The organism is Microbacterium sp. LWO12-1.2, assembly GCF_040675875.1.
Lineage (GTDB): Bacteria > Actinomycetota > Actinomycetes > Actinomycetales > Microbacteriaceae > Microbacterium.
On sequence record NZ_JBEGII010000001.1, the window covers coordinates 2,607,662 to 2,620,439 of the forward strand.

11 protein-coding genes are annotated in these 12,778 nt (G+C 69.1%); 1 reads left to right on the forward strand and 10 read right to left on the reverse strand.

Going from position 1 to position 12,778, the window contains the following annotated elements; translation table 11 throughout:
- Window positions 1-151 precede the first annotated feature (151 nt).
- The 10 genes from MRBLWO12_RS12580 to MRBLWO12_RS12625 all read right to left on the reverse strand — a co-directional run bounded on the left by MRBLWO12_RS12580 (window position 152) and on the right by MRBLWO12_RS12625 (window position 11,121).
- Complete coding sequence (locus MRBLWO12_RS12580; protein ID WP_363555934.1) at window positions 152-1,813, reverse strand: amidohydrolase; 1,662 nt, start codon at window positions 1,811-1,813, stop codon at window positions 152-154.
- 2 nt (window positions 1,814-1,815) lie between these two features.
- On the reverse strand, window positions 1,816-2,700 hold the full coding sequence (locus MRBLWO12_RS12585; protein WP_363555936.1) for an ABC transporter permease: 885 nt from the start codon (window positions 2,698-2,700) through the stop codon (window positions 1,816-1,818).
- Entirely contained in the window at window positions 2,697-3,581 is an 885-nt protein-coding gene (locus MRBLWO12_RS12590) for an ABC transporter permease (protein ID WP_363555938.1), read from the reverse strand. The genes MRBLWO12_RS12585 and MRBLWO12_RS12590 overlap by 4 nt, the downstream gene beginning before the upstream one ends.
- Window positions 3,574-4,752, reverse strand: a complete 1,179-nt coding sequence (locus tag MRBLWO12_RS12595; RefSeq protein WP_363555940.1) for a polyamine ABC transporter substrate-binding protein — start codon at window positions 4,750-4,752, stop codon at window positions 3,574-3,576. Before MRBLWO12_RS12595 ends, MRBLWO12_RS12590 begins: the two co-directional genes overlap by 8 nt.
- Window positions 4,749-5,909: an ABC transporter ATP-binding protein gene (locus tag MRBLWO12_RS12600; RefSeq protein ID WP_363555942.1), complete on the reverse strand. Its 1,161-nt coding sequence runs from the start codon at window positions 5,907-5,909 to the stop codon at window positions 4,749-4,751. Before MRBLWO12_RS12600 ends, MRBLWO12_RS12595 begins: the two co-directional genes overlap by 4 nt.
- Window positions 5,910-6,045: 136 nt before the next feature.
- Window positions 6,046-6,774, reverse strand: a complete 729-nt coding sequence (locus MRBLWO12_RS12605) for a FadR/GntR family transcriptional regulator (RefSeq protein WP_363555944.1) — start codon at window positions 6,772-6,774, stop codon at window positions 6,046-6,048.
- A 33-nt stretch (window positions 6,775-6,807) separates the two neighbouring features.
- Window positions 6,808-7,587, reverse strand: coding sequence for a 3-oxoacyl-ACP reductase (locus MRBLWO12_RS12610; protein WP_141870705.1), 780 nt, complete (start codon window positions 7,585-7,587; stop codon window positions 6,808-6,810).
- Between the two features lie 36 nt (window positions 7,588-7,623).
- Window positions 7,624-8,985 carry an aldehyde dehydrogenase family protein gene (locus MRBLWO12_RS12615; RefSeq protein ID WP_363555946.1) on the reverse strand — a complete coding sequence of 454 codons (1,362 nt, stop codon included), beginning with the start codon at window positions 8,983-8,985 and terminating at the stop codon, window positions 7,624-7,626.
- Complete coding sequence (locus MRBLWO12_RS12620; protein ID WP_363555948.1) at window positions 8,982-9,734, reverse strand: gamma-glutamyl-gamma-aminobutyrate hydrolase family protein; 753 nt, start codon at window positions 9,732-9,734, stop codon at window positions 8,982-8,984. The genes MRBLWO12_RS12615 and MRBLWO12_RS12620 overlap by 4 nt, the downstream gene beginning before the upstream one ends.
- Window positions 9,715-11,121, reverse strand: a complete 1,407-nt coding sequence (locus MRBLWO12_RS12625) for a glutamine synthetase family protein (protein WP_363555950.1) — start codon at window positions 11,119-11,121, stop codon at window positions 9,715-9,717. Before MRBLWO12_RS12625 ends, MRBLWO12_RS12620 begins: the two co-directional genes overlap by 20 nt.
- Window positions 11,122-11,226: 105 nt before the next feature.
- Between MRBLWO12_RS12625 and MRBLWO12_RS12630 the strand changes: the two genes are divergently transcribed.
- Window positions 11,227-12,774, forward strand: coding sequence for an amino acid permease (locus tag MRBLWO12_RS12630; protein ID WP_363555952.1), 1,548 nt, complete (start codon window positions 11,227-11,229; stop codon window positions 12,772-12,774).
- Window positions 12,775-12,778 lie beyond the last annotated feature (4 nt).

Sequence of the window (12,778 nt, forward strand, 5' to 3'; positions counted from 1 at the left end):
CGGGCCCTTCTGCATCCGCCGTGTCCACCCGACGGATCGCGGAGGCCGTGACGAATCGCGGACCGATTCACGTCGAACACTCCGCGATCCGTCACCACCTCCGCGAATCGTCACCGGCCGCGCCGCCGCGCCACCGGCCGCGCCGCCCACCTCACTCCCCGGAGTCGTACACCCGCACACCGTCGACCCAGGTGCCGCGCACCTCGGTGAGGCCGATCTCCTCGGCCGGATGCTCGAACGGATCCCGGTCGAGCAGGGCGAGGTCGGCGCGCATCCCCACCGCGATCGTGCCGGTGTCGTCGAGGTGGTTCACGCGCGCGGAACCGGCCGTGTACGCGGCGAGCGCGGTCGCGAGATCGATCGACTGCTCGGGCAGGAACGGGTCATAGTCGCCCTCCCACTCGGTGGGCGCTGAGCGGCGGTTCACGGCGACATGGATCGCGGCCATCGGGTTCGGCGTGCTCACCGACCAGTCGCTCCCCGCGGCGAGCGCGGCGCCGGAGCGCAGCAGGTCGCCGAACGGATACTGCCACCCGGTGCGCCTTTCGCCGAGGAACGGGATGGTCAGGTCGACCATCTGCGGCTCCAGGGTCGCCCACAGCATCTGCATGTTCGCGGTGACGTCGAGCGCACGGAAGCGGGGGAGGTCGTCGGGGTGCACGACCTGGATGTGCGAGATGTGGTGCCGGTTCCCCCGCGGGCCGTTGTGCACGAGCGCAGCCTCGACCGCGTCCAGGCACTCGCGCACGGCGCGGTCGCCGATCGCATGGAAGTGCAGCGTGAAGCCGAGGGCGTCGAGCCGGGTCGCCGCCTCCTTGAGCAGCTCGGGTTCGACGAACGAGATGCCGGAGTCCTCGCGCGGAAGCCCGTGGCCGTCGCAGTACGGCTCGAGCATCGCGGCGGTGAAGTTCTCGGCCACACCGTCCTGCATGATCTTCACGCTGCGCGCGCGGAACCGCCCGACCGTGCCGGCGTCGCGGCGGGCCACGATCTCGTCGATCTGCTCCAGCCCGCGCGAACGGTCCCACCACAGCGAGCCGACGACCCTGCCGGTCAGTGCACCGGATGCGGCGGCGCTGAGGTAGGCGGGCAGCGGATCTCCCGCATCGCCGTACTCGGTGCCGATGATTGCATCCTGCCAGGCGGTCACGCCGTAGGAGTGCAGGTGCCGCTGACCCTGCAGCAGCGCCTCGACCAGCCGCTCGGGCGCTTCGACCGGGAGGAGCCGGTTGACCAGCCCCATCGCACCCTCGTGCAGCGTGCCGCTCGGAGCGCCGTCGGCGTCGCGTTCGATCCGACCGTCCGCGGGGTCGGCGGTGTCGCGGGTGATGCCGGCGAGTTCGAGCGCGCGCGAGTTGACCCAGGCGCCGTGCCCGTCGCGGTTGGGCAGGAACGCCGGGCGATCGGGCAGCACGGAGTCCAGGTCGGCCGCGGTCGGCGTGCCGCCGGGGAACGCCGACATCTGCCAGCCGCCGCCGAGGATCCACTCGTCATCCGGATGCTCCGCGGCGTACTCCGCGATCCGCGCCAGATACTCCTCGCGCGTCGCCAGCGCCGACAAGTCGCAGCGCAGCATGTCGAGCCCACCCCACACCGGATGCACGTGCGCGTCCTGGAACCCCGGCACCAGCAGCCCGCCGGCCAGGTCCACGACCTCGGTGTCGGGGCCGATCAGCGCCGAGACGTCATGACCGACCGCCGTGATGATCCCGTCCGTCACGGCGACGGCCCGCGCGGTCGCGCGCGCTCCGTCCGACAGGAACACCCGACCACCCTGCGCGCCACCCGCGAACACCAGATCGGCGAAGACCATCGTCATCCTCCCGCCATCGTGCGGGCGATCTCGGTGGCCGAGTCCCCCGCTCTCTTCAGAACCACCGCGACCAGCGCGAGCGCCAACAGCGTGAGCACCAGCATGATCGTCGACACCGCCGCGATCTCCGGGCGCAGTCCGCTGCGGAGCGCGCTGAGCACATACACCGGCCACGGCGTGGTGCCCGAGACCTGTACGAACGCCGAGACGACCGTGTTGTCGAGGCTGAGCGTGAACGACAGCAGGAACCCGGCGAGCACGGCCGGCATCGCGAGCGGCAGCGTGACCTTCAGGAAGGTCCGCACCGGCGGGGCATAGAGGTCGGCGGATGCCTCCTCCAGCCGCGCATCGAGTCCGACCAGGCGGGCCCGCACGATGTACGACACGATCGCGATCGAGAACAGCGACTGCCCGACCACGAGTCTCATGGTGCCGTCGTTGAACAGCCCGAGTCCGACATCCTGCCCGAGGAAGACGAGCCAGGGCAGCAGGGCGACGGCATCCACGATCTCGGGTGTGACCGAGACCAGCAGCAGCAGGCCGAGGAACCACCACACCCACTTGCCGGGGTTGCGAGCCATCGCGATGCCGGCCAGCGTGCCCAGGGCTGTGGCGAGCAGAGCCGCGAGGAGTCCTGTGCGCACCGACACCAGCACGGCGTCGCGGATCGCCGGCTTCTCGACGATCGCCAGGAACGACTCGAAGCCGAAGTGGTCCCACGACACCAGCAGACGGCCGACGTTGAACGAGTAGGCGATGATCACGAGGATCGGCAGGAACAGGAACACGAACACGATCGCGGCCCAGATCGGCAGCACGAATCGGCCGGCACCCCGGCGAACCCGCGGCGCATCGGATTTCTGCGGAGCATCCGTGATGGCGGTCATGATCCCTCCCCCAGGACGAGTCGATTTCTTTGTCGCAGCGGCAGCGTCACGAGCCAGAGCAACCCGGCGGCCACGGCGATCGAGAGCATGATGACGATGATCAGCAGCACGGCCATCGCGGATCCCAGCGCCCAGTTCTGCGCGGTCTGGAACTGGCTCGCCACGACCTGACCGATCATGTTTCCCTTCGCGCCGCCGAGCACTGTGGCGGTGATGTAGTCGCCCATGAGCGGGATGTACACCAGCAGCACGCCGGCGATGATGCCTGGTCGGGCCAGCGGCACCGTCACGCGCAGGAAGGTCGACACGCTCCCCGCCCCGAGGTCCTTGCTGGCCTCTCGCAGGGGACCGGATACGCGGTCGAACGCGACGAACAGCGGCAGGATCATGAGCGGCAGGTAGTTGTAGACCACCCCCAGCAGTACGGCGCCGCGCGAGTAGAGCAGATCGAGTGGACCGGGGATCACCCCGATGCCCTGCAGCAGCTGCGACAGCCACCCCTCCGGCGCCAGGATCACCTGCCAGCCGATCGTGCGCACCAGGAAGTTCGTCCAGAACGGCACCATCACCAGAGCGAGCAGCAGCCCGCGCTTCGACGGAGGAGCCTTCACGGCGATCCAGTACGCCACCGGGGCACCGATCACCAGACACAGCACGGTGCCGAGGATGCCGATCCACAGCGTGTTCAGGAACGTGCTGAAGAACGTCGGCGACAACGCCTCGAGGTACCGGTCGAACGACAGCTGGTCGAGGGCGTGCGTGGCGAAGATGCTGGGCTTGTAGCCGAAGCTGAACACCGCGACCATGAAGATCGGGGCGACGAAGAAGATGAGCAGCCACGCCCAGGCAGGGATGGCGAGACCGAACTTGAGCTTAGGCACCGGCGGCCGCCTTCATCGAGTTCCAGATCGAGACGACGCGGTCCTGTGCATCCGTCAGTTTGCCCTCGTGCATGGTCTCCACCTGCTTCTCGTCGAAGAACACCATGTCGAGCCGCTCCAGCCCCGCAGCCTCCGCCTCTTCGCGGATGCCGCTGATCCCGGTGTCGTAGCCGATGTAGTCGACCTGCGCGAGCTGCACGTCGGGCTGCAGCACGAAGTTGATGAACGCGTGCGCGGCCTCCGGATGCGGAGCTCCGGCGGCGATGGCCCAGTTATCCATCCACAGCTCCGTCGCCGGGCTGCCGAGCACCCACTGCCAGCGGTCGGGATCGCCGGACTCGAAGATGCCCAGACGCGCGTCGCCGTTGTACGACTGCAGCAGCGCATGCGAGCCCTGCGGGATCGACGAGCCACCGGGGTACGAGTCGAACGCCGAGACGTGCGGAGCGAGATCCTTCACTAGGAACTTCTCGACCGCATCGAGGTCGCCGGGGTCCGTGGTCGTCCAGTCGATGCCGTTCGCCCAGAAGTAGATGCCGAGCAGCGGGGCCGGATCGTCGAGCACCGACGTCGACCCTGAGGCCTCGTTCTGGGCGGCGTCGATGAAGTCGCTCCAGGTCGTGAGGTCGCGCGAGATGACCGACTTGTCGTAGACGAAGCCCGTCGTGCCCCACGCCTTGCACACCGAGTACTCGTTGCCGGGGTCCCAGGAGCGCCCGCGGAACTCCGGCGCCACGTGCGACATGTTCGGGATCAGATCGAGGTTGAACTTCTGCAGCAGCCCGTTCTCGGCCATGGGCCCGACGAAGACGCCGGTGGGTACGACGATGTCGTAGCCGGAGGTGCCGCGCGCGGCGACCAGCTTGGCGATCAGCTCCTCGTTCGAGTTGAACGCGTCGAGCACGATGCGGGGGCCGCTCTCGGCCGTGAACTGCTCGAGCACTTCGGGAGCGTCGTAGTCACCCCAGCTGTAGATCGAGAGCCGATCCTCCAGCGGTCCGCCCTTGGCGTGCACCGCGGCGGCGTTCTGGCCCGGCGTGCAGGCCGTGAGCAGCACGGCCCCGCCCGCGGCGAGCGCGGTCGCCAGGAATCCGCGGCGGGTGAGCTCGGTGCGGATCACCCGCGCGGCGCTCCGGTGCGCGAGGACGCGGACCGGAGGCGCACCCGTCACCGGCCGTCCTCCTTCGGCAGCGCGATCACGTGCGTGGCGGTGGTGGGGATGCCGTCGGCGGCGAAGAGTCGGGCGTCGGCCGGATCCCACAGGCAGCGCACCTCATCGTCGACCTCGACGCTCGGAGCGGTGGGCGCCGGCATCCGCGACAGGAAGGTGGCGTCTCCGGCGACGCGCACCGCGACCTGCAGGGTCTCGCCGAGGTGCGAGACGCCGAGCACACGGCCAGGAACTCCCGCACCATCGCCGTGCTCCAGTCGCACGTACTCCGGGCGGACGGCGGCGACGGCCGGCTGCCCGGCCGCGACGCGCTCCCCACCCCAGCGGCCGGCGATCGCACCGATCGCGGTGTCGACCGCATCGCCGTCTGCGAGCACCGTGCCGTGCACGAAGTTCTGCTGCCCGATGAACGAGGCGACGTAGGCGGATGCCGGTTCGGCGTAGATCGCGGCCGGGGCGTCGAGCTGCTCGATCCGGCCCGCACGCATCACCGCGATCCGGTCGCTCATCGACAGGGCCTCGGCCTGGTCGTGCGTGACGAACACGAACGTGGTGCCCAGCCGCGCCTGCAGCAGCTTGAGTTCGAGCTGCATCTCTTCGCGCAGCTGGCGGTCGAGGGCGGCGAGCGGCTCGTCGAGCAGCAGCACGCTCGGCCGGTTGATCAGGGCGCGGGAGAGTGCGATGCGCTGCTGCTGGCCGCCCGAGAGCTGGGTCGGCTTGCGGTCGGCGAAGCTGCGCAGCTGCACCATGTCGAGCGCTTCGCTCACCCGCTCGCGCTGTTCGGCCTTCGGAACACGGCGCTGCTGCAGCCCGTATGCCACGTTCTCGGCGACCGTGAGGTGCGGGAACAGGGCATAGGCCTGGAAGACCGTGTTGACCTCGCGCCGATACGGCGGCAGGTTCAGCACGCTGCGTCCCGAGATGCGGATGTCACCGGCATCCGGGTACTCGAAGCCGGCGATCATGCGCAGCGTCGTGGTCTTGCCGCAGCCGGACGGACCGAGCAGCGACAGGAACTCCCCCGGTTGCACGTGAAGGGTCAGATCGTCGACCGCGACGGCCGATCCGTAACGCTTGGTGACGCCGTCGATGTGGACGGCGCCGGTGGTGGCGGGCGCCTCGGGCGTCGCCGTCGAAGCAGGCAGGGTGCCGGGCATGAAACCTCCCCATTGAGAATCACTTGCGGCGAGTCTGTCATAGGAACGGCGTCAGGTATAGCGAAATCAGAAGTCTCTTGATCGAATCGCAACGATATCCGTTGCCGATCGCTGAACGCGCTACCGATTGGTCGGTTCAGACCAGGAAGCCGCGGAGCAGCGCCTCGGAGCCTGCGAGGTGGTCGCGCATCGCGTCGTCGGCGGCCTCGGGCTGCCCGGCGAGGATCGCCGTGACGATGCGCTCGTGCTGCTCGCCGGAGTGCTGGATGTTGCGGGGCATGAGGGGGAAGGTGTCGAGCCAGGCGTTCACGTCGGCACGGTTCTCGGCGGCGAGCGCGACCAGCGACGGGATGCCGGCGGCCTCGGCGATCGCGAGATGGAAGAGCGTGTCCAGGCGGCGGTACTCCTCGGGCCCGGCCGGAAGTGCGGCTTCGTGGCGCGCCCAGAGGTCCGCCCTGGTCGCCGCATCCAGAGAGCGGCTCGCGGCAGCCCGCGCGGCGCCGGTCTCGAGCACACGCCGGAGCCCGAGCACGTCGTCCAGTTCCGCCGCCGTCACCCCGGCCGCCTCCGCGGGCTGCGGCAGCGGATCAGCCACGAACGTGCCGCCGTAGCGGCCGCGCCGTGCGATCAGGTAGCCGGCGTCGGCGAGCTCCTTGATCGCCTCGCGCACGGTGTCGCGGCTCACCTCGAACGAGGCGGCGAGCTCGCGCTCCGGCGGCAGCGACTCCCCCGGAGCCACCACTCCGAGACGGATCGTCTGCACGAGGCGAGCCACCGTGTCCTCGAGGGCGTTGCCCCGACGGAGCGGCCGATAGACCGCGCGACGGACCTCGACCAGGTCGCCGTCCGCGGGGTGCTCGCTCATGCTTTCACCTTGTCACAGCGAGGTGTGCGGATCTCACAGCGGGGTGACGTAGGCGTTGGTGATGCCGCCGTCGACGACGAAGGCGCTCGCGGTGATGAACGAGGAGTCGTCCGAGGCGAGGAAGGCCACGGCTGCGGCGAGCTCCTCCGGCTCCGCGAAGCGGCCCATCGGCACGTGCACCAGGCGGCGCTGCGCACGTTCAGGGTCCTTCGCGAAGAGCTCCTGCAGCAGCGGGGTGTTCACCGGTCCGGGGCACAGCGCGTTCACCCGCACACCCTGCCGGGCGAACTGCACCCCGAGCTCGCGCGACATGGCCAGCACTCCGCCCTTCGAGGCGGTGTAGCTGATCTGCGAGGTCGCCGAACCGAGCAGTGCCACGAATGAGGCGGTGTTGATGATCGAGCCTCGACCGGCGGGCACCATGTGGCGCAGCGCTGCCCTGCTGCACAGGTACACGCTCTTCAGGTTCACGTCCTGCACCCGGTCCCAGGCGGGCAGCTCGGTCGTCTCGATCGAGTCGTCGTCGGCCGGGGAGATGCCGGCGTTGTTGAAGGCGATGTCGATACGTCCGAACTCGGCGGCGACGCCGTCGAACAGCGCGTTCACCTTGGCCTCGTCGGCGACGTCGACGGGGCGGAACACCCCGCCGACCTGGGCCGCCGCTGCCTCGCCGGATGTCGGATCTACGTCGGCGATCACGACGAACGCGCCTTCGGCGGCGAAGCGCTGCGCGGTCGCGAAGCCGATGCCGCTCGCCCCGCCGGTGATGATGGCGACCTTGTCACGCAGTCGCTGGGTCAGATCGATGCTCATGGGTTCCTCCGAGTGGGGATCAATGGGGGTCGGGGATCAATGGGGGTCGGTGGCGAAGAAGACGTTCTTGGTCTCGGTGAAATGCTCGGCCGCGTCAGGTCCGAGCTCGCGCCCGAGGCCGGAGGCCTTCATCCCGCCGAACGGGGTCGCGTAGCGTACCGAGGAGTGCGAGTTCACCGACAGCACTCCGCTGCGCACACCGCGCGCCACGCGCACGGCGCGACCGAGGTTCTCGGTCCACAGCGAGCCCGCGAGACCGTAGATGGTGTCGTTGGCGAGACGGATCGCATCCGCCTCGTCGTCGAACGGCATCACGGCCACGACGGGACCGAAGATCTCCTGCTGCGCGATCCGGTCTCCCGGCTGCGCGAGCACGACGGCCGGCGCGAACCAGAAGCCGTCGCCCTGAGGTGCCGTGCCGCGGAACGCGATGTCGGCGCCGTCGAGGAAGCCGGCGACGGTGTCACGATGACCGGCAGAGATGAGCGGCCCCATATCGGTGTCATCGGAGGCCGGATCGCCGACGCGCCAGGCGGCGACCGCCGGTTCCAGCAGCTCGAGGAACCGGTCGTAGACAGAGCGCTGCACCAGCAGGCGGCTGCGGGCGCAGCAGTCCTGACCGGCGTTGTCGAACACGGAGCCTGGCACCGCCGCGGCGGCCCGCTCGAGATCTGCATCCTCGAACACGATGTTGGCGCTCTTGCCACCGAGCTCCAGGGTCACGGGCTTCAGCGCCCGCGCGCACCCGGCCGCGACCTCGATGCCCACCTCTGTGGAGCCGGTGAAGACGACCTTGCGCACGTCGGGGTGATCCACCAGGCGCTGGCCCACGACCGAGCCGGATCCGGTGACGACCTCGAACAGCCCCTCCGGCAGACCTGCCTCGAGAGCGAGCTCTCCGAGCCGGATGGCCGTCAACGGCGTCAGCTCTGCGGGCTTGAGCACCACCGCGTTGCCCGCGGCGAGCGCCGGCGCGAACGCCCACGCGGCAATCGTCATCGGGAAGTTCCACGGCACGATCACACCCACCACACCGTAGGGGTCGTGGAAGGTCACATCGAGCCCGCCGGACACCGGGATCTGGCGGCCGGACAGCCGCTCCGGGTCGGCGGAGTAGTAGTTGAGCACCTGGGCGACGTGCCCGGCCTCCCAGCGCGCCGACCCGATCGGATGCCCGGAGTTGAGCACCTCGAGCTGCGCGAGTTCCTCCGCCGCACCCTCGACCGTGCGCGCGAACGAGCGCAGCGCATCGGCACGCGCCACCGGGGCGAGCGCCGCCCAGCGCCGCTGTGCCGCGACGGCCCTGGCGATCGCGGCATCCGTCTCCGCCACTCCCGCACGGGCCACCTCGCGGATGGAAGCTCCCGTCGACGGGTTGATCACCGTGAACGCGCTCATGACGTGCCTTCCTTCTGCCGTGCGAACGCACGGGCCTGTGTGACGAGATCCTCGAAGAGCCGACGGTCCTCGGCGTCCTCCTCCGGGTGCCATTGGATGCCGACCACGTGACTGCCGCCCTCGGTGTCGACCAAGGCCTGCACGAGTCCGTCATCCGAGTGCGCGGCGGCGACGAGCCCCTCGCCCAGCCGGTCGATGCCCTGGTGGTGGTAGCTGCGCACCGAGACCGAGTCCTCTCCGAGCACGGCGGCGAGTGCGGTGTCTCGGGCGACCGCGACCTGGTTCTCGGCGAAGACGCCTCCGCCGATCCGATAGCGCTCGGTGCCCAGAGACTCCGGCAGGTGCTGCTGCAGGGTTCCGCCGCGCGCGACGTTGACCAGCTGCAGTCCGCGGCAGATCGCGAGCACCGGGATGCGCCGGCGCTCCGCCGCACGGAACAGTGCGAGCTCCCACGCGTCTCTGTCGACGCGGGCGGCGTCGGTCGTCGGATGCCGCTCCGCTCCGTACAGCTCGGGCGCCACATCCGCGCCGCCCGACAGGATCAGCCCGTCGAGCCCGGCGATCGCGGCATCCGCGGAGTCGGGATCCTGCGGCGGCAGCAGCAGCGCGATGCCGCCGGCCGAGGTCACCCCGGTCAGGTACTGCTCGGGCAGGAATGCGGCCCGCACATCCCAGACGCCCTGCTGCGCCCGCTCGAGGTAGGTGGTGACGCCGATCAGCGGCGCGGTCTCAGAGCCTCTCGAAGCCACGGACGCGCTCCCAGTCGGTCACGGCGGCATCGTAGGCTTCCAGCTCGATGCGCGCCTGGTTCAGATAGTGGTCGACGACGTCGTCGCCGAACGCTTCTCTGGCGATGCGCGACGAGCTGAACAGCTGCGCCGCCTCGCGCAAGGTCGTCGGCAGGTGCTCGACGCCTGCCTCGTACGCGTTGCCCTCGAAACGCTCGGGCAGGGCCAGCTCGTTCTCGATGCCGTACAGACCGCCCGCGATGATCGCCGAGATGCCCATGTACGGATTCACGTCGCCGCCGGGCACCCGGTTCTCGACGCGCAGCCCCGATCCGCTGCCGATCACGCGCAGGGCGCAGGTGCGGTTGTCGATGCCCCAGGCCACGCCGGTCGGGGCGAAGCTGCCCTTCGCGAAGCGCTTGTAGGAGTTGATGTTGGGCGCATACAGCAGCGTGAACTCGCGCAGGGTGGCGAGGATGCCGGCGATCCAGTGCTCCATCACAGGGCTGAACCCGTGCTCGCCGTCGCCCGCCATGACCGGGGTCCCGTCTTCGGCCCGCAGCGAGAGGTGGATGTGGCAGCTGTTGCCCTCGCGCTCGTTGAACTTCGCCATGAAGGTGAGCGACTGCCCGTGCTGGGCGGCGATCTCCTTCGCCCCGTTCTTGTAGATCACGTGCTGATCGGCCGTCTCGCGCACCTCGGCGTAGCGGAACGCGATCTCCTGCTGGCCGAGGTTGCACTCGCCCTTCACGCCTTCGCAGTAGAGGCCCGCGCCGTCCATCCCGAGGCGGATGTCGCGCAGCAGCGGCTCCATGCGTGTCGAGGCCTGCAGGTTGTAGTCGACGTTGTAGTCGGTGGCCGGGGTCAGCCCCTCGTACTTGCGCGCCCAGGCGTCGCGGTAGGTGTTCTCGAACACGATGAACTCGAGCTCTGTCCCCGAGAACGCCGTCCATCCGCGTGCGGCGAGCCGGTCGCGCTGCCGGTCGAGGATGGCCCGCGGCGAAGGCCCGACGGGTTCGCCGTTCTGCCAGACCAGGTCGGCCATGATCAGCACGCTGCCCTCGAGCCACGGCATCCGCCGCAGGGTCGCGACATCGGGGCGCAGCACCATGTCGCCGTAGCCGCGGTTCCATCCCGACATCGCGTAGCCGTCGACCGTGTTCATGTCGACATCGACCGACAGCAGGTAGTCGCAGGCCTCGGCGCCGTGATGCAGGATGTCCTCCTGGAACAGGCGCGCGGAGACCCTCTTGCCCACCAGCCGTCCCTGCGCATCGGCGAAGGCCACGATCACCGTGTCGATCTCGCCGGCGGCGATGCCGGCATCCAGCTGCTCGATGCTGAGGTTTCCCGACATCTTCTCGCTCCCGTCGTCGTGGTGAAGCGATCGACCGACCGGCTTCGCCATCAGAGTAGATCACTGTCGCGTTTAAAGGTAGACGAAACCACCATTGAATGTCACAATCATGCCCAAGGTGCACCCGGCGCCTGTACTTCAGCGAGCGGAGAACGGATGTCTGGACAGAACAGCGGTGCCCGCAAGGTTGCAGGAGCGACCTATACACGCGCCGGCAACGAGTACTTCGAGAAACGGACGCTCAAGCGATCGGCCGGAGTATGGGGCCTGTGGGGCCTCGCCGTCGCCGCCGTGATCTCCGGCGACTTCTCCGGATGGAACTTCGGTATCGAATTCGCCGGCTTCGGCGGCATGCTGATCGCCTTCGTGATCCTCGTGCTCATGTACTACGGCATGATCTTCGCGATCGGCGAGATGGCCGCCATGATGCCGCACACAGGCGGGGCGTACTCGTTCGCCCGATCCGCGATGGGCCCCTGGGGCGGCCTGGTGACGGGAGCAGCCGAGACCATCGAGTACGTCGCGACCACGGCGGTGATCGTCTACTTCTCGGCGTCGTATGCCAACGGCATCACGAGCGAGCTGCTCGGCCTCGAGCTGCCGGGATGGGCGTGGTACCTCATCCTCTACATCGTCTTCATCGCCCTGAACTCGGCGGGAGCGGCGATCTCGTTCCGCTTCGCGATCGTCGTGTCGATCATCTCGATCGGCATCATCCTGGTGTTCTCGGTGATGGCCATCTTCTCCGGCGCGTTCAGCTGGGATGCCCTGTGGGACATCGCCCCCGATGAGGGCCAGACGACGTTCCTGCCGCACGGCGTGCTGCCGATCCTGTTCGCGCTGCCCTTCGCCATGTGGTTCTTCCTCGGCATCGAGGAGCTGCCGCTCGCGGCAGAGGAGTCGCACAACCCGACGCGCGACATCCCGAAGGCCGGGTTCTGGGCGCGTGGCACGCTGATCGTCACCGGACTCCTGGTGCTGTTCCTCAACACCGGTGTGATCGGCGCCGACGCGACCGGCAAGGCCGGAGAACCACTGCTCGACGGCTTCCGCGCCATCGTCGGAGACCAGCTCGCCGCCGTGCTCGCGCTGTTCGCGCTGATCGGACTGCTCGCGTCGCTGCAGGGCATCATGTTCGCCTACGGCCGCAACATGTACTCGCTGTCGCGCGCCGGCTACTACCCGCGCTTCCTGTCGCTGACCGGCAAGCGCCAGACTCCGTGGGTCGCCCTCGTGGTGGGTGCCGCGATCGGCTTCGTCGCCCTCATCGTGCTCGACGTGCTCGCCGCGGTCGATGCGGAGGGGGCCGGAACCGTCGCCGGTGCGATCGTGCTGAACATCGCCGTCTGGGGCGCCGTGCTCGCCTACGGCCTCCAGCTGATCTCGTTCATGATCCTGCGCAAGAAGTACCCGAACGTCGACCGCCCGTACCGCAGCCCGTGGGGCATCCCCGGTGCGGCCGTCGCGCTGGTGATCGCCGCGCTGATCTTCGTGGGCTTCCTGCTCAACCCGACGTTCGGACCGGCGATCGTCGCGATCGCGATCGTCTACGTGGTCATCCTGCTCGGGTTCGCGCTGTTCTTCCGCCACCGTCTCGTGCTCTCCCCCGAAGAGGAGTACGCACTCTCGGGCGGATCGCACGGCGACCCGCAGGCCGAGGGGTACGACGCCATGGAGGGCGAGGTCTTCGGCACGGAGAAGTGACGCG

Coding starts and splice junctions, on each gene's coding strand:
- MRBLWO12_RS12580 (WP_363555934.1), bottom strand. CDS start 1,813: ATGGTCTTCGCCGATCTGGTGTTCGCGGGTGGCGCGCAGGGTGGTCGG.
- MRBLWO12_RS12585 (WP_363555936.1), bottom strand. CDS start 2,700: ATGACCGCCATCACGGATGCTCCGCAGAAATCCGATGCGCCGCGGGTT.
- MRBLWO12_RS12600 (WP_363555942.1), bottom strand. CDS start 5,909: ATGCCCGGCACCCTGCCTGCTTCGACGGCGACGCCCGAGGCGCCCGCC.
- MRBLWO12_RS12605 (WP_363555944.1), bottom strand. CDS start 6,774: ATGAGCGAGCACCCCGCGGACGGCGACCTGGTCGAGGTCCGTCGCGCG.
- MRBLWO12_RS12610 (WP_141870705.1), bottom strand. CDS start 7,587: ATGAGCATCGATCTGACCCAGCGACTGCGTGACAAGGTCGCCATCATC.
- MRBLWO12_RS12615 (WP_363555946.1), bottom strand. CDS start 8,985: ATGAGCGCGTTCACGGTGATCAACCCGTCGACGGGAGCTTCCATCCGC.
- MRBLWO12_RS12625 (WP_363555950.1), bottom strand. CDS start 11,121: ATGGCGAAGCCGGTCGGTCGATCGCTTCACCACGACGACGGGAGCGAG.
- MRBLWO12_RS12630 (WP_363555952.1), top strand. CDS start 11,227: ATGTCTGGACAGAACAGCGGTGCCCGCAAGGTTGCAGGAGCGACCTAT.